The sequence below is a fragment of the Microbacterium alcoholitolerans genome, assembly GCF_050408615.1.
Taxonomy (GTDB): domain Bacteria; phylum Actinomycetota; class Actinomycetes; order Actinomycetales; family Microbacteriaceae; genus Microbacterium.
In genome coordinates, this window is sequence record NZ_JBNTKD010000002.1 from 135,977 (window position 1) to 156,717 (window position 20,741).

The following is a 20,741-nucleotide window of genomic DNA, read 5'->3' on the forward strand; positions in this document are numbered from 1 at the left end:
CGGAGAGCTCATCGCACCACGCCGGATGGGCCGCGATTTCCGCTGGCTGCTGGCGTCATCGTGGACCAGCAACATCGGCGACGGCGTGGCCCTGGCAGCAGCGCCACTGCTGATCGCGTCGATGACCTCGTCACCGATCCTGGTGGCATCCGGTGCTGTGCTGCAGTTCCTGCCGTGGCTGCTGTTCGGGCTGCACGCCGGTGCGATCGCGGACCGTTTCGACCGCCGCAGACTGGTCATGTTCGCCAACGCCGCGCGCGCCGTCGTGCTCGCAGCGCTGTGCGTCTTCCTCATCACCGGCACAGCGAACATCTGGATCGTGCTCGCCGTGGCGTTCCTGTACGGCACAGCCGAGGTGTTCGTCGACACCGCCGCCAGCACGCTGCTGCCGATGCTGGTCAAGCCCGCCGACCTCGGCATCGGAAACGCGCGCCTGCAGGCCGGCTACCTCGTCGCCAACCAGTTCGCCGGTCCCCCGCTGGGCGCGTTCCTGTTCGCGGCCGGCGCGGCCTGGCCGTTCCTGCTCGAGGTGCTCTGCGTGCTGCTGGCCGTCATGCTCGTCTCGCGGATGGCCGCGACGCCGGTGCCGCCGCGTGCGGAGTCCGCGGCGAAGCCGGCTGTGCACACCGACATCGCCGAGGGGATCCGATGGCTCTGGCGCAACCCGCCGGTGCGGATGCTGGTGCTGATCATCCTGCTCTTCAACGTCACGTGGGCGGCCCCCTGGGGCGTCCTCGTGCTGTACGCGACCGAGCATCTGAACATGGGTGCGGTCGGGTTCGGCATGCTGACGACGGCATCCGCCGCGGGAGGCCTGCTCGCCACCTTCTGCTTCGGGTGGCTGGAGCGCCACGTCTCGTTCGCGTCGCTGATGCGGGTCGCGCTGTCGCTCGAGGTGGCGATGCACCTCGCGTTCGCGCTCACGACGACGGGCTGGGTGGCGCTGGTGATCATGTTCGTCTTCGGCTTCTACGCGTTCGTCTGGGGCACGATCTCGACCACGGTGCGTCAGCGCCTGGTGCCGCCGCAGCTGCAGGGGCGCATCGCCTCGGTCAACATGGTCGGCGTGTTCGGCGGGATGGTGATCGGTCAGGCCCTCGGCGGCGTGATCGCGCAGGTGTGGGGGCTCACCGCGCCGTGGTGGTTCGCGTTCGTCGGCGCAGCGATCACCCTGCTGCTGGTGTGGCGTCCGATCTCGCACATCGTGAATGCGAAGCCCGCTCTCACTGAGACCGGATCGATCGCCGTCATCGCAGAAGACATCGCAGAAGACGGGGGCGCTCAGTCGAACGAGCCGTAGACCGCCAGTGTGTTGGCGGCGAGCTGCGCGCTCAGCTCGTCCACGTCCATGCCGAGCTCGGCGGCCATGAACCGCACCGTGATCGGCACCAGGTAGGGCGCGTTGGGACGGCCGCGCAGCGGCACGGGAGTGAGGAACGGGGCATCCGTCTCGACGAGGATGCGATCGCGGGGCGTGACCGCGAGCGCATCGCGCAGGTTCTGGGCGTTCTTGAAGGTGATGTTGCCCGCGAACGACAGGTAGTACCCGGCATCCGCCGCGATCCGCGCCATCTGCTCATCGCCCGAGAAGCAGTGGAACACGGTGCGCTCCGGTGCGCCGACGCGCGTCAGCGTCTCGAGGACGTCGTCGTGCGCGTCGCGGTCGTGGATCTGCATGGCGATGCCGTGCTTCTTCGCCAGCGCGATGTGCGCCTCGAACGACTCGTGCTGTGCGGGGCGCCCCGGCTCTCCGGTGCGGAAGTAGTCCAGTCCGGTCTCGCCGATCGCGCGGGTGCGCGGGTGCGCCGCGAGCTCGTCGATCACCGCGATCGCCTCTTCGAGGCGCCGCTCGGCCGCGTACGCCGGCGCATCGTTGGGGTGGATCGCGACGGCCGCGAGCACACGGGAGTCGGATGCTGCCGCATCCACCGCCCAGCGGGACGACTCGATGTCGCCCGACGCCTGGACGACCCCGGCGATGCCGACCTCCGCCGCGCGATCGAGCTGCTCCGTCAGCGTGAGCGGTTCTACACCGTCGGTGATCTCGAGGTGCGCGTGATTGTCGTAGACCGCGATCGCCAGTCGCTCGGGGGCGACCGGATACCGCAGATCCTTGCGGCCGTCGGCGGAACGCGCCTGCACGTAGGTCTCTGTCACGCGTTTCGTCTCCTCGCTGCGCTCGTCGCTCAACGACCGGGAAGGCTCACTCAGGCAGTCTGCTCCACCCGCGGGAACAGCGGCGCGAGCGTCGAGACTTGCGTGCCGGGCTGCAGTGCACCCCAGGCTCCGGCCTCGCGGATCGGCTGCGCCTGGAGGTCACCCAGCGCTGCGGCGACGCCGAGGGCGTCCCACAGCTTCGCGGTCGACTGCGGCATCACCGGCGACAGCAGCACGGCCAGTGCGCGGAGGCCCTCCGCGCAGGTGTACAGCACGGTGCCGAGACGGTCGCGCTGCTCCTCGTCGCGCGCCAGAGCCCACGGCTCGTTCTCGGTGATGTAGTGGTTCAGCTCGTCGACGATCTTCCAGATCGCGTCGATGGCCTCATCGATCCGGAACTGCTCGATGGCAGCATCCGCCGCCGTCGCGGCATCCGCAACGATCTTCTGGATCTCAAGGTCGCGCTCGGTGTACTCGGCGGCGGCGGGAACGACGCCGTCGAAGTACTTCTCGATCATCGCGACGGTGCGCGAGGCGAGGTTTCCGAAGCCGTTGGCGAGCTCGGCCTGGTAGCGGGCCGACAGGTCCTCCCACGAGAACGAGCCGTCCTGGCCGAAGGCGATCGCCGACAGGAAGTAGTAGCGGTACGCGTCCGAGCCGAACACGTCGGTGATCTCGGTCGGAGCGATGCCGGTGAGCTTCGACTTCGACATCTTCTCGCCGCCGACCAGCAGCCAGCCGTGCGCGAAGACGCCCTTGGGCACGTCGACGCCCGCGGCCATCAGCATCGCCGGCCAGATCACCGCGTGGAAGCGCAGGATGTCCTTGCCGACCACGTGGTATGCGGGCCAGCGGCGGTCGAAGTTCTCCTGGTCTTCGCCGTAGCCGACGGCGGTCGCGTAGTTCAGCAGCGCGTCGACCCACACGTAGATGACATGCGACTCGTCCCACGGCAGCGGGATGCCCCAGTCGAAGGTCGAGCGCGAGATGGAGAGGTCCTTCAGCCCCTGGCTGACGAAGGAGATGACCTCGTTGCGCGCCGAGTCGGGGCGCACGAAGTCGGGCTCGGTCTTGTACAGCTCGAGCAGGCGATCCTGGAACTCGCTGAGCTTGAAGAAGTAGTTCTTCTCCTGCAGCAGCTCCAGCGGCTTCGAGTGGATCGCGCAGACCTTCAGCCCCTCGAACGGACCGGTGCCGTCGACGATCTCGGAATCGGGCTTGAACTCCTCGCAGCCCACGCAGTACAGCGCCTCGTACTCGCCGGCGTAGATGTAGCCCGCGTCGTACAGCTTCTGGAAGAACACCTGGACGTTCTTCTCGTGCCGCTCCTGCGTGGTGCGGATGAAATCGTCGTTGGCGACATCGAGCGTCTTCAGCAGCGGGAACCAGCTCTCGCCGACGAGGCGGTCGACCCACTCCTGCGGGGTGACGTTGTTCGCCGCAGCAGCGCGGAGCATCTTCTGACCGTGCTCATCGGTTCCGGTGAGCATCCACGTGTCGTCCCCCGCCTGGCGGTGCCAGCGCGAGAGGGTGTCGACAGCCACCGTCGTGTACCCGTGGCCGATGTGCGGCACATCGGACGGGTAGTAGATGGGCGTGGTGATGTAGAAGGAATCGCCTGCGGGCATGCTGTCGATTCTAGGCGGGAACGTGAGGCGGTTTGGCCGCATGACCAACGTGCGGGGGCGGGCGTCCGGACGTTCCCTGCGCTCGCAGAGGCGGGTCCCTCCCGCTGCGCGGGCCCCTCCCGATGCTCGCTCCCGGGAACGTCCTCCCGCCCTCTCTGGTGTGCTGCGTGCGCACTCGGAGCTCCGTACACCCCACGCGGGAATGTACGCCTCGCGCGGATAGATTCCGGGGATTCGTCCGCGGGAAGCGTACATCTCCGCGGGAAGCGTACGACGGAGGTCGCCTGGTCAGCGTCGGGTGGCGGTGAGAGAGGCGTGCGGGCGGATGCTGACCTCGCCCTCGACGCGAGCGCGCTGTTCGGATGCTGTCGGCGTGAAGCCCGCATCATCGAGGATCTCGGCGAGGGCATCCGGAGTCCAGTAGTAGGCCGCCGTGACCGCATGGCTGAACCGCTCCCGCGGGGTGCCGTCGAAGAAGCCCACCAGGATGCTGCCACCAGGCGCGAGCACGCGAGCGAATTCGGCGAGGACCGCGGGCAGGTCCTCGGGAGGCGTGTGGATCAGCGAATACCAGGCGAGGATACCGCCGAGCGACGCGTCCGGCAGCGGCAGCTCGGCGAAAGATCCGCGCACGAACGTCAGCTGCGGGTACTGAGACCCCGCGTGCGCGATGAACTCGGCCGACAGGTCGATGCCGAGAACGTCACGCGATCCGGGTGAGTCACCGTCATGCAGGAACTGCGTCCAGTGCCCTGGCCCGCATCCGGCATCCAGCAGCCGCCCCGCCGTGCCGTGCCGCCACTCGCCGATCACCGCACGATCCGCATCCGCCATCTGCTCGATCGACCCCGCCGCCGCGATGTACTCCTCTGCCCGCGCCCCGTACTCCGCCGCGATCTTCCCGTCACTCACGCGACTTCCCCCGTCGAGAGCACATGATGTCGCCGCACCGGATGTTCGCGTCAATGAGCGATGCGCTCGGCGAGGTGTCGTGCTGTCGACGAACCGGGTGGGGCATCTCAGCGGGCGGCGAGCGCGGACTGGTAGAGGTCGCGCGAACTGAGATCGGTCGCGGCGGCGACCTCGGCACAGGCGTCCTTGAGGCGGGTTCCGGATGCCACCAGCGCCTGCACCTGCGCGAGGGCATCCTCTGCCGACACGGCAGCCGGGGCTGCCCCCTCGACGACGATGACGATCTCGCCCTTCACTCCCTGCTCGGCCCATTCCACGAGCTCCGAAGCAGTACCACGGCGCACCTCTTCGTAGAACTTGGTGAGCTCGCGGCAGACGGCGATGCGACGGTCGGCGCCGAAGGCGGCGCCGATGTCGGCGAGAGCGGATGCCAGCCGTGCGGGCGATTCGAAGAACACCATGGTGCGCGGCTCGGATGCCAGCGTCCGAAGCGTCTGCCTCCGCTCCCCCGGCTTGCGCGGCAGGAAGCCCTCGAAGGTGAAGCGATCGGTGGGCATTCCTGAGATGGCGAGCGCCATGAGCACGGCGCTCGGCCCAGGGATCGCCGTGACGGTGACGCCCCGCTCGACGGCTGCGGCGACGAGTCCGTAGCCGGGATCGCTCACGGCGGGCATCCCGGCGTCGCTGACGACGACGACGTCCTGCTGCTCGGCGAGCTCGGCCAGCTCGGCAGCCTTGTGCTTCTCGTTATGGTCGTGCAGGGCGATCAGCCGCGGACGGTTCTCGATCTGCAGGGCCTGCAGCAGCCGCTGAGTGGTGCGGGTGTCTTCCGCTGCGACGACCTCCGCGTTCTCGAGCACCTCGATCAGCCGCCGCGACGCGTCACCCAGATTGCCGATCGGGGTCGCCGCGAGGATGATCATCGGACCAGTTTAGGCGGCGCCGTCACACTGATCCCGACCCGAATGCCTAGGCTGATCACGTGACCTCGCCCCGCTCGCTGCTGCCGTCGCTCGAGACGCGCGCAACGAGGTGGGAACGGCTGAGCTCGGCCGTGATGGCGGACGCCGTAAGAGCCCGGATGCTCGCTTGGCTGGCACCTACCCTGATCACCCTGCTGGCGGCCGCGCTGCGCCTGGTGAACCTCTCGCACCCGCACGAGATCATGTTCGACGAGACGTACTACGTCAAGGACGCCTGGTCGCTGTGGAACCTCGGGTACGAGGGCACGTGGGGTGAGAACGCGAACACGCAGCTGCCGGGCGGTGACGACTCCGCCCTGCAGACGGAGGGCTCGTATGTCGTGCACCCTCCGCTCGGCAAGTGGATCATCGGACTGGGCATGATCTTGATGGGTCCGGGATCCAGCTTCGGCTGGCGGGTGACGACCGCACTGCTGGGCTCTCTCACGGTGCTGTTGGTCTATCTGATCGCACTGCGTCTGACGCGCTCGCACGTGGTCGCCACGATCGCCGGAGGCCTGCTCGCTATCGACGGCGTGGCGATCGTGATGAGCCGGATCGCACTGCTCGATGGCATCCTGACCTTCTTCATCACTCTCGGCGCCCTGTTCGTGCTGCTGGACCGGGAGCGCACCCTGCCGCGGATCGAGGGCCCGGGGGCGACCGAAGGCGGCCTGCGGATGACGGGACCGGTGATCTGGGCGCGTCCGTGGCTGATCGCCGCTGGAATCGCTCTCGGCGCCGCGTCGGCGGTGAAGTGGTCGGGGCTGTACGCCATGGCCGTGCTGGGGCTCTACGCTGTGATCACGGATGCGCTGGCGCGGCGCCGCGCCGGCATCCTGCTGTGGCCGACGGATGCCGTGTTCCGGCAGGGTCTGGTCTCATTCGCTCTGATGGTCGGGCCGGCGCTGCTCACCTATCTGGCCTCGTGGACCGGCTGGCTGGTGACGGCCGGAGGTTATGACCGCGGAGCGCACGCGAATCCGCTGATCGCGCTGTGGGACTATCACGCGTCGATGCTGAGCTTCCACGTCGGCCTCGCCAGCCCCCACCCGTATGCAAGTGCGGCGTGGCAGTGGCCGCTGCTGCTGCGACCGACGGCGATCTGGGTCTCGGATGACCCGGCTCCATGCGGCACCGACCATTGCATCGCAGTGATCTCGTCGGTGCCGAATCCGCTGATCTGGTACGGCGCAGTGGCCGCGAGCGTGTACCTGCTGTACCGGTTCGTCCGCGGACTCATCGAACGCAACCCCGTCGGTCCCGCAGTGACCTACCCGCTCGTGGGCCTGCTGGCCACCTACGTGCCGTGGCTGCTGGTGCCGAACCGCACGATCTTCCAGTTCTACACGGTGGTGATGGTGCCGTTCCTCGTGATCGCCCTCGCCGTCGCGCTGCGCGAGCTTGCGGGACGCGCGAATGAGCCGCTGCATCGTCGCCAGGCCGGGCAGCGCACCGTGGCCGTCTACCTGGTCGTGACGGTTCTGGTCTCGGCGTTCTTCTACCCGGTCTGGACCGGCATGAGCGTGCCGTACGACTTCTGGCTCATCCACAACTGGCTGCCGGGCTGGATCTAGAGCACCAGCCATTTTGTTTTAGCCGCTAAACTATCCCTATGACGACCATCGCTCTCTTCGGTGCCACCGGCAAGACCGGGCACCGCGTTCTGCAACGCGCCCTTGCAGCCGGGTACGACGTTCGCGCACTCGTGCGAGACCCCGACAGACTCCAGACGAACGACCACCGCCTCACTGTGATCCGCGGCGACGTGCTCGACGCGGCAGCCGTTGACTCGACCATCGCCGGCTCAGACGTCGTGCTGAGCCTGTTCGGCCAGGTGAAGGGATCACCGAAGACGCTGCAGACCGACGGCACGCGCAACATCGCAAAGGCCATGCAGGCGCACGGTGTGCGCCGCCTCGTCACGCTCTCCGGTGGCGGCCTCCGCGCCGAGGGACAAGACCGGCCGAAGGCGGCCGACCGGATCATGCGACTGCTGTTGAAGACGATGGCCGGGCACGTGCTCGCCGATGCCGAGGGTCACCTCGCTGTGCTGCGCGCCGGCGAACTCGACTGGACGGTCGTCCGCGGTCCGCGACTGCTGGACACGCCTGGCTCGGGCGCCTACCGCGTGGGCTGGGTCGGCGTCGGAACCGGCATGCAGATCAGTCGTGACGACCTGGCCGATTTCATCCTCACCCAGGTCAACGACAAGCAGTTCGTGCATGAGATGCCCTTCGTCAGCGCATGATGGCCGATGCTCACGACGCGACGAGCGCAACCGGAGCGGCCGGTGGGGCGCGCGCCGCGCACGCCGCGGCGGTGCTTGAAGCCGTCACCCGCCTGAGCCGCGCGATCGCTGCGCAACGCCACACGCCGCTCGAAGGCCGAACACTCAGCAGCTCCCAGATGGAGACCCTGTTCCTGCTCGCGCACGGCGCCGGTCCGGTCACCCCTGGTCGAGTCGCGTCGCGGCTTGGTCTCACGGCGGGTGCGGTGACACAACTCGTCGATGGACTGAAGGCAGACGGTCTGGTCGAAACCGCACGGCATCCCGACGATGCGAGATCGCGAGTGCTCCGCCTCACCGACGACGCGGCCGAGCAGATCGCGCGCTTCGAAGCCGACACGGTCGAGAGGATGATGCCCGTGTTCGACGGGCTGAGCGACGATGAGGTCGGCGAGCTCGCACGCCTGCTGCGCGCCACTTCCGACGGCGAAGACCGATGATGACTGGCGACGCCGTCTTCGTGACCGGTGCAACAGGCATCGTCGGCGGCGCAGTCGCCCGATCGCTCGTCGATCACGGCGTTCCGGTGATCGCAGCGGTGCGAAGTGAAGCGGATGCCACGCGCGTGGCCACCGGCGTGCACCCTCGCATCTTCGATTTCGGCATGCCCCCCCGAACAGATGGACGCGGCACTCGAAGGGTGTGATCGCCTGTTCCTCATGCGACCACCCGCGATCGACGACGTGCGCACGCACCTCTTGCCTCTCATCGACGCCGCGAACCGGCGCGGCATCCGCCAGATCGTCTTCCTCTCGCTGCAGGGGGTGCAGGCGAACCGCGGCACACCTCATCACGCGGTTGAGCAGTACCTGCGCGAGACCGACGCTCCCTACACGAGCCTGCGACCGAACTTCTTCATGCAGAATCTGTCGACGACGTACGCCGATGCGATCCGCGAGCACGACGAGATCTTCGTGCCCGCGGGCCATTCGTTCACGGCGTTCATCGATGCCGAGGACATCGGTCGGGTCGCCGGAGCGGTCTTCACCTCTCCGGGACACCTGCGCATGGCCTACACGCTGTCAGGCGAGCAGTCGCTGACCTACGCGCAGATCGCGCGGATCCTGTCCGGCGTGCTCGGACGCCACATCCGATACGCGCGACCGAGCGAGCGCGACTACCTCGCCCGCCTGGCTGTGCAGGGCGCGCCCGCTGACTACCTGGCTGTGCAGAAGATGATCTACCGGATCGTGCGCCTGAACATCTCGGCGTTCCCCAACCAGATGGTGCGCAAGCTGACCGGCCGCGCAGCGACGACGTTTCGCGAGTTCGCCGAACGCGAGCGGGCTGTCTGGGAGCCGTGATCCCATAGGGCCTCGAGCCGATAATGGACACATGCCCGCACCCAACGGCTTCGAGCACATCGTCAGAGGCGGCGACGTCGTGATCCTGCACCGCGGCATCCGCGCTGCCACACTTCGCGGCGAGAAGGCGTCTGAGTTCCTCAGCCGCGTCGAGACCGAGGACCCGCAGCTGCTGATGGCGCGCATGACCGGCAACTATCGCCGCGGCAACGAGCGGCAGGCGCGTCAGCACCCGCGCAGCCAGCGCTGAACGCGAAAGGCTCAGTGCTGTGCGCCGGCCTCGGCCTTCGGCATGCGGTGGCCTTCTTCGAGGTTCGGCTTCTTGCCCAGCATCCGACCGATGCCGAGCACGACGCCGACGATGGCCAACCCGACGATCAAGCCGACGACCGCCGAGAGCGCGGTGCCGCCGAGCCACACCACGAATCCGCCGAACGCGGCGAGCAGATCTTCCACGCCGTGCAGCAGGTCGGCCAGCCAGTGCAGGCCGACCTCGCCGAGGTTGACGACGAAGAGATGTCCGCCGACCCACAGCATCGCGACCGTGCCGATGACACTGATCACGCGGAACACCGCCGGCATCGAACGCACGATGCGCGTGCCGGTGTGCCGCACACGGCGCACCGGATTCTTCGCCATCTTGAGGCCGACATCGTCGATCTTCACCAGCAGCGCAACGGCCCCGTAGACGACGGCCGTCATCAGCAAGGCGATGACCGCGAGCACCCCGAGCGTCTGCCACAGCTCCATGCCCTTGTCGAGACTGGCGAGCGAGATGAGCATGATCTCGGTCGAGAGGATCAGGTCGGTGCGGATCGCACCCCAGATCAGGCGGTTCTCGTCGCGGGTGCTCTCGTCGGCGTGGCCGTGGTGGAAGCCGAACCACTCCAGCACCTTCTCGGCGCCCTCGAAGCAGAGGTATGTACCGCCGACGATCAGCAGGTACGGCAGCACCCATGGCGCGAATGTCGTGAGCACGAGCGCGATCGGGATGATGATGAGGAACTTGTTCGCGATCGAGCCCAGCGCGATCTTGCCGACAACCGGCAGCTCGCGAGCGGGCGTGAGCCCCTGCACGTACTGCGGGGTGACCGCGGCATCGTCGATCACGACGCCCGCCGCCTTCGACGACGCCTTCAGAGCGGCACTGAGAATGTCGTCTACGACCGCCAGCAGACCAACCGACATGCGTTCTCCTCGTCTCGAAGACAGCACCGGTGGGCGCCGTCAGGTAACGGTACTAGGAAGACGCGTGATCCGCGGAGCCGACGCGCACCACTGGTTGCCGCAGCAGGGTGCGCAGCTTCTCCGGCGCCACGCGACGGACGTCACTCAAGTAGATCTCGTGATGCGTGCCCGACATGCGCAGCCCGGCGTCCGGGATGAACTCGTCGTGCATGCGTGCGAGCACGGGTGCTTCGTCGTCGAACGATCCGATGTGCAGCGTCTGCACGCACAGTCCTTCGGTCAGCGCCTCGACGCGCACGTCGCCCAGGCGCGCAGGCGGCTCTTTCTTCGCCGCGACCTTCGCGCGCGCCGCGTCGATGATCTCCTGCGGAATCCACTCCGGAACCATCAGCATCAACGTCCAGTTCCAGCGGGACTTGTCGCGCGCCGTCGTGAACGACGCCATGTCGTCGGCCCACCACAGGCCCTCCAGCGGCGGGACGACGTAATCACGACCCAGCTCGCGCGCACTGGCGAACTTCAGCGCGTAGGCGAGCGGATACAACGCCTCGAGTGACTGCGTGTACTGCGCAGAGGTGTTCGGATCACCGTGTCCGTCGATCATCAAATAGGTCGTCTCCGGAATCTCGACCACACGGAAGTCTCCCCGTCTGGCTCGATATCGGTCCAGCGTCTTCTTGAGATCGACCTTCGTCATCATCCGTCCCCTCGCGCGCGCTGCACCGCGGCGGGATCCGACACCGGCAGCCGGCACACGAACGCCCGGCAGTCGTACGCGACGCCGTCGGCGGCAGCCTTGCCGTCGAAGAGCTCGAACCCGGCGGCAGCGAAGGCTTGCGCCTGCGCGGGAGTGACGGCGGCGACCACATCCGCGTCGGCGGCGAGCGCGGCCGACGCGAGCGGCCCGCGGCGATCGGATGCCACGGCGATGACCTGCCTCGGCGCCTCGGCCAGCCCCGCCGCGATCCGCAGCAGCGATCCGAAGGCGAACGGCTGCCCGATCGCCCTGGAGACCAGGCCGGATGCGAGGGCCTCAGCGCGCTCACGATGCTCATCGCCGGCACCGAGACGCCACGCGGACAGATGCGCGGATGCCAGGGCCGCCGTGCCAGAGGGCAGGTCACCGTCGCTCTCGTCGGCGGATGCCGGAATGCCATACGCCGCCAGGACAGGGTCTCCAACCGCCTCGGCGGCGAGAACCTCGAGCGCGCGCGTCGCCCATGACGCGTCACCGGATGCCAGCGCGAGCGCGAACAGCCCGTCGGCGAGCAGTCCGAGATCCGCCGTGGTGGCGACGGCGTCCGCCGCCACCCCGTCGAGCGACGAGCGCACGAGCTCTCCGCTCGGGCCTCGGTTGATGGCGAGGACATCGGATGCCGCCGCCGCCGCGGCATCCACCCACTCCTGCTCGTCCAGCCGCGCACCCGCCCGGGCGAGCGCGCCGATGGCGAGCCCGTTCCAGCCGGTGAGGACCTTCCCGTCGACCGCCGGCGGCTCGAGCGTCGCGCGCTCCGCGGCGCTGCGACGGTAGTAGCCGCCCTCGCTGCGCTCGCCGTCGATCCACGACTCGGAGTCCTGCGCGGCGCCGAATCCGCCGTCGTCTCGTCGCAGTGTCGCGAGCAGGAATTCCGCGACGCCGCGGACGATGTCGTCGCGTCCGGCATCGAGCGCGACCTCGAGAAGCTGCGCGTTATCGGTCAGCATCCGCTCGTAGTGCGGCACTGTCCAGTCTCGCTGCGTGGCATAGCGGAAGAAGCCGCCATCGACGTCGCGCAGCTCCGACCCTGACATCGCCGTGAGCGCCCGAGACACAGCATCCGACCCCGCCGCGATCGGATGCTGCAGAAACCGCAGCGTCGTCGCCACCGGGAACTTCGGCGCACCGCCGAATCCGCCGAACAGTCGGTCTTCGCGCTCGAGGATCTGCGCCGAAGCCGCGCGCAGTTCCGTGGCGTCCGGCAGAGCGGATGTCGTGCGGGCCGCTGCATCGCGCAGTGCTCCGGCGACGGCATCCGACGAGGCGATCACGTCACCGCGCCTCTGCGTCCACGCCTCGCTGACGGCGATGAGCACCTCTCGGAACGAGGGCAGGCCGCCGCGCGCGGTCGGCGGGAAGTAGGTGCCTGCGTAGAAGGTGCGGCCCTCGGGCGTCGCGAAGACCGTGAGCGGCCAGCCGAGATTCTGCGTGAACGCCGAGGCCGCCGACATGAACGCCGCATCGACCTCGGGATGCTCCTCTCGATCGATCTTGATGGGCACGAAACCGTCGTTGATCTGCTCCGCCGTCGCGGCGTCGGAGAAGGACTCGCGCGCCATCACGTGGCACCAGTGGCAGGTGGAGTAGCCGATGGAGATCAGCAGCGGGACATCGCGACGCGCGGCCTCATCGAAGGCGGGCTGCCCCCACGGATGCCATTCGACGGGGTTCTCGGCGTGCGCGCGCAGATACGGACTGCGGGTCTCAGCCAGCCGGTTGGACATGTCATCACGCTACCTGCGCCCACCGACGCCCGGAAGCAGATCTCAGAACGCGACGACCGCCCGCGGGTCGCGCTGGGCCGCGTAGCCGACCAGCGGAAGCGCGCGATCGGCCGCGGTGGCGATCCGGTCCCGCAGCGCGGGCGAGTTCACCACGTGCCCGTCGAAGTCCGTGTCGCTCGCGTACACGCCGAGCGGAAGGGTGAGCGCCTGGAAGAACGCGAACAGCGGGCGCAGCTGGTGCTCGATGATCAGGGCGTGTCGCTCCCCGCCGCCTGTGGCCGCCAGCAGCACGGGGGTGCCGACGAGCGCGTACTGTCCGATGAAGTCGAACAGGTGCTTGAATAGTCCGGTGAACGACGCCCGATACACGGGACTGCCGACGATCAGGAGGTCAGCGTCCTCGATGGCGCGCAGTTCGTCCTCGACGGCGAGCGGCAGATCTTCTCGTCGGAGCGCTCCGGCGAGTGCGGGACCGATCGTCGTCAGCTCGATCAGGTGCACCTCGGCATCCGCGCGCTCGGCGACCGCGGCTGCCAGCGCGCGCAGCAGAGCGGTCGTGCGACTGGGCTCATGCAGAGAGCCGGACACGGCGACGACACGGTACGGGGCGGTCATGCCTCGACGCTACTCAGCACGACGCCCCGCGTCACCTGAGGCGACACGGGGCGTCATGGGCGATGGATCAGTTGAACTCGTTCGGGTGCGTCCCGACCCGGCCGGAGCCGTCCAGGGGGTCCAGTCCGTCGATGGCCGCGATCTCAGCATCCGACAGCGTGAAGTCGAAGACATCGAGGTTCTCGCGCATGCGCTCGGGACGCACCGACTTCGGGAAGACGATGATGTCCTTCTGCAGGTGCCAGCGCAGCACGACCTGCGCGGGCGACTTCTGGTGTGCGGCCGCCGCGTCGGCGACGGGCGCCGCACCGAACAGGTCGTACTTGCCCTGGCCGAGCGGACCCCACGCCTCGGTGCGCATTCCGCGCTCCGCACCCCAGGCGACCTCGGCACGCTGCTGGTAAGCGGGATGCAGCTCGATCTGGTTCACCGCCGGCACGACGCCGGTCTCCGCGACGACGCGGTCGAGGTGCTCCACGAGGTGGTTGGAGACTCCGATGCTCTTGGTCAGGCCGGCGTCTCGCAGCTCGATGAGCTTCGCGAACGCGTGCACATAGTTGTCCTTGGCAGGGGTCGGCCAGTGCACGAGGTACAGGTCGACCTGCTCGAGGCCGAGCTTCTCAAGGCTCTCGGAGATGGCGGCGTGAGGCTCTTCGCCGTCGTGACGGTCGTTCCACAGCTTCGTGGTGATGTACAGCTCATCGCGAGCGATGCCGCTCTTTGCGATCGCCGCTCCGACGCCTTCTTCGTTCTGGTAGATCGCCGCGGTGTCGATGTGGCGGTAGCCGGCCTCGAGCGCGTCGCTGACCGCGCGCTCGGCGTCATCGGCGGGCACCAGGAAGACGCCGTAGCCGAGCTGGGGAATCGTGTGTCCGTCGTTGAGTTCGAGGGTGGGGATGCTGGTCATGATCTACAGCCTAAGGGGTTGTCATGACAGGCATGCCGGATCGGATGCCGGCGAGTCAACGGCGGTTGGCGAGCACCGCGACGGCATCGCCGGCTCTCGCGGCCAGCGTCTCCAGCGGACCCCGCCGCCACAGGATCGACCAGGCGGTGGTCATCACGAGCAGGATGACCGTCGACAAGAGCAGGATGTCCATCGACGCGAGCCGCCCGTCCGGCCCCGCCATCACGAAGTACGACACGACGTGCGCCGTGTATGCGCTGAGCGGCATGGAGCCGAGAGCCGCGATCGGCAGCAGCGGCCAGCGCAGCGGTCTCGCCAGCAGCAGGCACAGTCCGATCACCAGCGATCCCATGCCGAGCGCTGCCAGGATCTCCAGCATCGACCCCGAGTGCGGTTCGAGATCGAAGACCGCCGCGGACAGCATCCGATCCCCCGTCGGCAGGGCGGCGAGCGCGTGAGCGGAGACCAGCAGCGCCGCGCCGGCGGCTGTGAACCAGAGCGCCGTGACCGCGCGCTGCAGCGGCAGCCGCGCCAGTGCCATGCCGATGAGCGCGAAGAACAGCCACACCGTGATCGGGTATGACCCTCGCAACAGGAACTCCAGCACCGGCCCCAGCGTGTCCTCGGGCAGCGGCGCGAGCACGGCCAGCAGCAGAGGGCCGAGCAGGCCGAGCGCCACTGCGAGCAGCACGAGCCACGACGAGCGCCAGCGCAGCATCGGGATGAGCGCCAGGTACAGCACACCGTAGAGGGTCAGGATGATGGCGATCGGTGTACTCAGCAACTCGAGAAACACGCCGATCGCGAAGATCGTGATGCCGCGGCCCAGCATCCGAAGCCGCACCGCCGCGATGTCCTCGTCGGCGACCTGACCGAGTCTCGTCATCAGCGAAACGGAGAAGCCTGCCAGCAGGGCGAACAGCAGGGAGGGGTAGCCGTGCACGATGCCGGCCCAGCTCGACGGGTCGGCGAGCGCGAAGGACTCATCGATCCCCGCGGCGTGTGCGCCCATCATGCCCACGATCGCGAACGCACGTGCGACGTCCAGGCCCATCACGCGCGGAGGGCGCCCGAACATGCGCCACCAGGCCGAGAGCGCGTCGTCGGACGTCATGAACCGATCCTAGAGCGGCACCTGTTCGGCATACGATGGAGGGCTATGTCTTTGCCGGTGATCACCTACCCACCCGAGCTGCCCGTCAGTGCGGCGCGTCAGGAGATCGCCGACGCCATCCGCGACAACCAGGTCGTCATCGTCGCCGGCGCGACCGGGTCCGGCAAGACCACGCAGCTGCCGAAGATCTGCCTCGAGCTCGGCCGCGAGAAGATCGCGCACACCCAGCCGCGTCGACTCGCCGCGCGCACGATCGCCGAGCGCGTGGCCGATGAGCTGGGCGCCTCACTCGGCGACCTCGTCGGCTACAAGGTGCGTTTCACAGACCAGGTGTCGGATGCCACGCGCATCGCGCTGATGACCGACGGCATCCTGCTCAACGAGATCCACCGGGATCGGCTGCTGCGCCGGTACGACACGATCATCATCGACGAGGCGCACGAGCGCTCGCTCAACGTCGACTTCCTGCTCGGCTATCTGCGGAGGATCCTGCCGGAGCGCCCGGATCTGAAGGTGATCATCACCTCGGCGACGATCGACCCGGAGAGCTTCGCGAAGCACTTCGCGGATGCCGACGGCGAACCCGCGCCGATCATCGAGGTCTCCGGCCGCACGTATCCCGTGGAGATCCGGTACCGGCCGCTCGTCGTTGACGCCACAGCTCCGGAGAATTCCTCCGGGAAGGGCTCTGTCGGGGCCGCCGGCCGCGGTTCTGCCCCGGATCTCCTGAGTTCTGGCGGCGAAGCGGGCGATCCGGAGGATGAGGTCTCAGCGATCGTCGCAGCTCTCCGCGAACTCGACCGCGAGCCGGCCGGCGACGTGCTGGTGTTCCTGCCCGGCGAGGCCGAGATCCGCGATGCCGCGGAGGCCGTTCGAGGCGCCTACCGCTCGACTTCCGCGCCCGTCGAGGTGCTGCCGCTTTACGGCCGGCTCTCCGCCGCCGAGCAGCACCGCGTGTTCGAGCCGTCCAAGGTCGCCGGCGTTCGCCGCCGGGTCATCCTGGCCACGAACGTCGCCGAGACGAGCCTCACCGTTCCCGGCATCAAGTACGTGATCGACACCGGCACCGCGCGCATCTCGCGGTACAGCGCCCGCTCCAAGGTGCAGCGCCTGCCGATCGAGGCGGTGTCGCAGGCCTCCGCCAACCAGCGCGCCGGACGCGCCGGCCGCACCAGCGACGGCATCGCCATCCGCCTGTACGGCGAAGAGGACTTCGAGAAGAGAGCGGAGTTCACCGAGCCCGAGGTGCTGCGCACATCGCTGGCATCCGTGGTGCTGCAGATGCTCTCGCTCGGATTCGGCGACATCTCGGCGTTCCCCTTCCTCACTCCCCCGGACTCCCGCGGCATCAAGGCGGCCTTCGACCTGCTCACCGAGATCGGCGCGGTCTCCGTCGGCCGCGGCGCCGAACCGCGGCTCACGAAGGTAGGCCGCGAGATCTCGCGGATGCCGATGGACCCCCGCTTCGCCCGGATGCTGGTGGAGGCCGCCCGCGCCGGCGCGCAGGTCTCGGCAGACGTCATGCCGATCGTCGCGGGGCTTTCGATTCAGGATGTGCGAGAGCGCCCCAGCGCCGAGGCGCCGCAGTCAGTGCGGGATGCGGCCGACCGCGCACATGCGCGCTTCGTCGACCCGACCAGCGACTTCCTCACCCTGCTGAACCTGTGGAACCATCTGCGCGAGCAGCAGCGTGAGCTCGGGTCGAGCGCGTTCCGGCGAATGTGCCGCAGTGAGCACCTGAACTACGTGCGCGTGCGCGAGTGGTTCGATGTGCACCGCCAGCTGCGCACGCTGGTGAAGACACCGAAGCACCAGCGGGGGGCGACGGATCCGGACGCCATCCACCGGGCGATCCTGGCGGGGCTTCTCTCGCAGATCGGCATCCTCGATGAGCGCACCGCGTCCGTTTCGTCTCGCTCCGCTCGGTCAACGACCGGGTCGGGCTTCAAGGGCCGCCGCATTGCCGAGTATCGCGGCGCTCGTGGCATCCGATTCTCGATCTTCCCCGGTTCCGGTCTGCGCAAGAAGTCGCCGCAGGCGGTGATGGCCGCCGAGATCGTCGAGACCTCGCGCACCTTCGCGCGCACGGTCGCCGCGATCGACCCCGCGTGGGCGGAGTCGCTCGCGGGCGACCTCGCCAAGCGACAGGTCACCGAGCCGCACTGGTCGAAGGATGCCGGCGCCGCCGTGGCGTTCGAGAAGGTGACGCTGTTCGGCGTGGAGATCATTCCGCGCAGGCGCGTGCAGTTCGCGCGCATCGATCGTGCGGGTGCGAGGGAGCTCTTCATCCGCCACGCACTGGTGGAGGGCGACTGGGATCCGTCACGGATCGACAAGCGGGTCAGCGCGTTCTGGCGATCGAACGCCGAGCTGCGCCGCCGGCTCGAGAAGCTCGAGGAGCGCGAGCGGCGCCGCGACATCCTCGCCGGCGACGAGACGGTGTTCGCGTTCTACGACGAGCGCATCCCGCGTGATGTCTTCGATGTGCGCTCCTTCGAGAAATGGTGGCGCGACGCACTGGCATCCACGCCGAAACTGCTCGTGATGCGCGAGAGTGACCTGATCGAAGACGACGGGCGGGCGGATCAGAGCGAGTTCCCCACCCGCTGGACGCAGGCCGATCAGGTTCTCGGTCTCGCCTACCGCTTCGAACCGGGCGCCGAGGACGATGGTGTGAGCGTGGTCGTGCCGCTGGCGCTGCTGCAGCAGATCCGCGACACCGGGTTCGACTGGCAGGTGCCCGGGCTGCGGGCAGAGCTGATCACCGCGCTGCTGCGCGCCCTGCCGAAGGCGATCCGCCGTCATGTCGTGCCTGCTGCCGACTGGGCCGAGAAGTTCGGCGCGGAGGTCGTCGCCGACGCCCCGGAGCGACACGAGGGAGTCCCGCCTCGCTCGCTCAAGGAGACGCTCGCCCGGCTCATCCAGCCCCTGGCGAATCAGCCCGTCACCGCCGCGGACTTCGAGGACGAGCGAGTGCCGGGCCACCTGCAGATGAACTTCCGCGCTGTTGACGAGCGCGGCCGCGTGGTCGGCTCCGCGCGAGCCCTTGCCGAGCTTCAGCAGAAGCTCGCGGATCGATCTCGACAGAGCGTGACGCGCTCGCTGAGCCGCCCGGACAACCGGTCGTTGAGCGAGCGAAGCGAGACGAAAAGCGTGGCGACAGCATCCGCCCGCGCTCCGATCGAGCGCGACGACCTCACCGACTGGACCTTCGGTGACCTGCCCGAACTGCTCGACACGAAGGTCGCCGGCGGCACCGTCCGCGGCTACCCTGCGATCGTCGACCGGGGAAAGTCGGTCTCGCTGCGAGTGGAGGCGACGGCGGATGCCGCAGCAGCAGCCACCCGCGACGGCGTGCTCCGACTGGTGCTGCTGAACGTCCCCTCCCCCGCCTCGTACGTGCAGAGCCACCTGACTGCACCCGAGAAGCTGGCGCTGGCGGCATCCCCGTATTCGAACGTGGCCGCGCTCATCGAGGACGCGCGCGCCGCCGTCGTGCGCGCGCTGATCGACGAGCAGGTGCCGCCTTCGAGCGGCTCAGGGGGCCTGATTCGCAGCCAGGCGGAGTTCCAGCGGGTGCGGGATGCGGTGAACGCCGCTCTCGTCGACCGCCTGTTCGCGTGCGTGTCGCTGGTCGCGCGCATCCTCACCAAGAGCCGCGATGTGGAGCGCGGCATCAAATCGCAGAACTCCCTGGCTCTGCTCGGGCCGCTCAACGACATCCGCACGCAGCTGTCCGGACTCATCGCGCCCGGCTTCATCTCGACGACCGGCGTCGATCGGCTCGCTCATCTGCCCCGGTACCTGGACGGGATGCTGGAGCGTCTGAAGACGCTCGCGAACGAGCCCGGCAAGGACCGCGCGCGGATGACCGAGTACGAGCGGATGGCGAAGGCGTTCGAGGATGCCGGTGGCACGATCCCCCTGGCATCCGACGCGCCGGCGCACATGGTTGAGGTGCGCTGGCTTCTCGAGGAGTACCGCATCAGCGTGTTCGCCCAGCGCCTCGGCACCGCACAGCCCGTGTCCCCACAGCGCATCATGAAGGCGCTGGCCGCGTCCTCCGGGTGAATGGGCAGCCCGGGGGGAGCCAAATGCGGGTTCTGAGGGCCTCGTGAGCGTCTTTTGGCTCCCCGGCTGCGTGGCTGGATCAGCTGGCGCACCCCACGTCTGACGCTTCCCGACCTCGCTTGCGCCTAGCGTCACGGCACCGCGCTAGCCTGGGCCACATGGCTCGCGCAATCGTCTACACGGAAATCGGCACACCTGACGTCCTGCACCTGGCGGAGATCCCCGACCCGACGCCGGGTCCGGACGAAGTCGTCGTTCGCATCGAGGCCGTCGGGGTCAACCCGCTGGATGCCAAGCTGCGCCGCGGCGCCCGCCCGTCGCCGCCCATCGTCGAACCGCGGCGCGTCGGCTTCGACGGCGCGGGTGTGGTCACCGAGCTCGGCGAGGGAGTGACCGGCTTCGCCGTCGGCGACCGGGTCGCCATCATCAACGTGCTCGGCACCTACGCCACCGCGCTGGCCGTTCCGGTCTCCCGACTCGCCCGCCTGTCTGACGGCGTGACGGCGGCGGAGGGCGCGGGTTTGGGCATCCCGATCGGCACGGCCTATCAGTGCCTCCGCTCGCTGCGCGTGGGTCAGGGCGACACGCTGCTCGTGCACGCCGGCTCCGGCGCAGTCGGGCAGGCCGCCGTGCAGTACGCCGTGCTCTGGGGTGCGAAGGTGGTCGCCACCGGCAGCCCGGAGCGCTTCGAGCAGCTGCGCTCACTGGGCGCGATTCCGGTCGCGTACGGCGACGGGCTCACCGGCCGGGTGCGCGAGGCCGCGCCCGAAGGCGTCACCGTGGCACTGGATTGCGCGGGAACCGACGAGGCCATCCAGACTTCCCTCGAACTGGTCGCGGACCGCGACCGCATCGCGACGATCGTGCGAGGACCGGATGCCGCCGACTTCGGCATCCGTGCGTTCTCCGGCGGCAGCCCCGTCCCGCTGACGGAAGAGGAGAAGGCGTGGCGCGATGAGGCTGTGGCGCTCACCGTCAACCTCATCGAAGCGGGTGATTTCCAGATCGAGCTCGGCCCGGAGCTTCCTCTCGCCGAGGCGGCGCGCGCTCACGAGCTCATCGAGCAGCACGCCGCCGACGGCAAGATCATCCTGGTGCCGTGACCGCGCACC

19 protein-coding genes are annotated in these 20,741 nt (G+C 68.6%); 9 read left to right on the plus strand and 10 right to left on the minus strand.

Annotated features, from left to right (window positions below; translation table 11 throughout):
* Positions 1-25 precede the first annotated feature (25 nt).
* Positions 26-1,300 carry an MFS transporter gene (locus ACQUSX_RS14910; protein ID WP_428907840.1) on the plus strand — a complete coding sequence of 425 codons (1,275 nt, stop codon included), beginning with the start codon at positions 26-28 and terminating at the stop codon, positions 1,298-1,300.
* Here the strand turns inward: ACQUSX_RS14910 and ACQUSX_RS14915 are convergent.
* The 4 genes from ACQUSX_RS14915 to rsmI all read right to left on the minus strand — a co-directional run bounded on the left by ACQUSX_RS14915 (position 1,282) and on the right by rsmI (position 5,620).
* Complete coding sequence (locus ACQUSX_RS14915; RefSeq protein WP_428907716.1) at positions 1,282-2,157, minus strand: TatD family hydrolase; 876 nt, start codon at positions 2,155-2,157, stop codon at positions 1,282-1,284. The genes ACQUSX_RS14910 and ACQUSX_RS14915 overlap by 19 nt on opposite strands.
* Before the next feature lie 50 nt (positions 2,158-2,207).
* Positions 2,208-3,785 (minus strand): methionine--tRNA ligase, encoded by a 1,578-nt coding sequence (metG, locus tag ACQUSX_RS14920; protein WP_428907715.1) that lies wholly within the window; start codon positions 3,783-3,785, stop codon positions 2,208-2,210.
* A 288-nt stretch (positions 3,786-4,073) separates the two neighbouring features.
* On the minus strand, positions 4,074-4,697 hold the full coding sequence (locus ACQUSX_RS14925) for a class I SAM-dependent methyltransferase (protein WP_428907714.1): 624 nt from the start codon (positions 4,695-4,697) through the stop codon (positions 4,074-4,076).
* A 107-nt stretch (positions 4,698-4,804) separates the two neighbouring features.
* A complete protein-coding gene (gene rsmI, locus ACQUSX_RS14930; protein ID WP_428907713.1) occupies positions 4,805-5,620 on the minus strand; it encodes a 16S rRNA (cytidine(1402)-2'-O)-methyltransferase in 816 nt (271 codons plus the stop codon).
* Positions 5,621-5,679: 59 nt separating this feature from the next.
* On the opposite strand from rsmI, the gene ACQUSX_RS14935 reads away from it, so the two are divergent.
* From ACQUSX_RS14935 to ACQUSX_RS14960, 6 genes are read left to right on the plus strand one after another with little or no spacing between them, the layout of a single operon-like run.
* The gene (locus tag ACQUSX_RS14935; protein WP_428907712.1) at positions 5,680-7,236 is read left to right on the plus strand and encodes a dolichyl-phosphate-mannose--protein mannosyltransferase; all 1,557 of its coding nucleotides are present in this window, start codon (positions 5,680-5,682) and stop codon (positions 7,234-7,236) included.
* Between the two features lie 38 nt (positions 7,237-7,274).
* Positions 7,275-7,910 (plus strand): NAD(P)-dependent oxidoreductase, encoded by a 636-nt coding sequence (locus ACQUSX_RS14940; RefSeq protein ID WP_428907711.1) that lies wholly within the window; start codon positions 7,275-7,277, stop codon positions 7,908-7,910.
* Positions 7,907-8,389 carry a MarR family winged helix-turn-helix transcriptional regulator gene (locus ACQUSX_RS14945; protein WP_428907710.1) on the plus strand — a complete coding sequence of 161 codons (483 nt, stop codon included), beginning with the start codon at positions 7,907-7,909 and terminating at the stop codon, positions 8,387-8,389. The genes ACQUSX_RS14940 and ACQUSX_RS14945 overlap by 4 nt, the downstream gene beginning before the upstream one ends.
* Positions 8,386-8,595 (plus strand): NAD-dependent epimerase/dehydratase family protein, encoded by a 210-nt coding sequence (locus tag ACQUSX_RS14950; RefSeq protein WP_428907709.1) that lies wholly within the window; start codon positions 8,386-8,388, stop codon positions 8,593-8,595. Before ACQUSX_RS14945 ends, ACQUSX_RS14950 begins: the two co-directional genes overlap by 4 nt.
* A 13-nt stretch (positions 8,596-8,608) precedes the next feature.
* A complete protein-coding gene (locus ACQUSX_RS14955) occupies positions 8,609-9,253 on the plus strand; it encodes an NmrA family NAD(P)-binding protein (protein ID WP_428907708.1) in 645 nt (214 codons plus the stop codon).
* Positions 9,254-9,284: 31 nt separating this feature from the next.
* Positions 9,285-9,503, plus strand: a complete 219-nt coding sequence (locus ACQUSX_RS14960; RefSeq protein ID WP_428907707.1) for a hypothetical protein — start codon at positions 9,285-9,287, stop codon at positions 9,501-9,503.
* Between the two features lie 11 nt (positions 9,504-9,514).
* On the opposite strand, the gene ACQUSX_RS14965 is transcribed toward ACQUSX_RS14960, so the two are convergent.
* The 6 genes from ACQUSX_RS14965 to ACQUSX_RS14990 form a co-directional block, all read right to left on the minus strand.
* Positions 9,515-10,441 (minus strand): DUF808 domain-containing protein, encoded by a 927-nt coding sequence (locus ACQUSX_RS14965; protein ID WP_428907706.1) that lies wholly within the window; start codon positions 10,439-10,441, stop codon positions 9,515-9,517.
* A 52-nt stretch (positions 10,442-10,493) separates the two neighbouring features.
* Positions 10,494-11,141 carry a GyrI-like domain-containing protein gene (locus ACQUSX_RS14970; RefSeq protein ID WP_428907705.1) on the minus strand — a complete coding sequence of 216 codons (648 nt, stop codon included), beginning with the start codon at positions 11,139-11,141 and terminating at the stop codon, positions 10,494-10,496.
* On the minus strand, positions 11,138-12,922 hold the full coding sequence (locus ACQUSX_RS14975) for a thioredoxin domain-containing protein (protein WP_428907704.1): 1,785 nt from the start codon (positions 12,920-12,922) through the stop codon (positions 11,138-11,140). Before ACQUSX_RS14975 ends, ACQUSX_RS14970 begins: the two co-directional genes overlap by 4 nt.
* Positions 12,923-12,964: 42 nt before the next feature.
* Positions 12,965-13,537: an FMN reductase gene (msuE, locus tag ACQUSX_RS14980; RefSeq protein ID WP_428907703.1), complete on the minus strand. Its 573-nt coding sequence runs from the start codon at positions 13,535-13,537 to the stop codon at positions 12,965-12,967.
* A 67-nt stretch (positions 13,538-13,604) separates the two neighbouring features.
* A complete protein-coding gene (locus ACQUSX_RS14985) occupies positions 13,605-14,444 on the minus strand; it encodes an aldo/keto reductase (protein WP_428907702.1) in 840 nt (279 codons plus the stop codon).
* A 55-nt stretch (positions 14,445-14,499) separates the two neighbouring features.
* Complete coding sequence (locus ACQUSX_RS14990) at positions 14,500-15,558, minus strand: heparan-alpha-glucosaminide N-acetyltransferase domain-containing protein (protein WP_428907701.1); 1,059 nt, start codon at positions 15,556-15,558, stop codon at positions 14,500-14,502.
* Positions 15,559-15,603: 45 nt separating this feature from the next.
* Here ACQUSX_RS14990 and hrpA point away from each other — a divergent pair, with 45 nt between their 5' ends.
* Positions 15,604-19,629, plus strand: a complete 4,026-nt coding sequence (gene hrpA, locus ACQUSX_RS14995) for an ATP-dependent RNA helicase HrpA (RefSeq protein WP_428907700.1) — start codon at positions 15,604-15,606, stop codon at positions 19,627-19,629.
* A gap of 158 nt (positions 19,630-19,787) precedes the next feature.
* The gene (locus ACQUSX_RS15000) at positions 19,788-20,732 is read left to right on the plus strand and encodes a quinone oxidoreductase family protein (protein WP_428907699.1); all 945 of its coding nucleotides are present in this window, start codon (positions 19,788-19,790) and stop codon (positions 20,730-20,732) included.
* Positions 20,733-20,741: the final 9 nt, after the last annotated feature.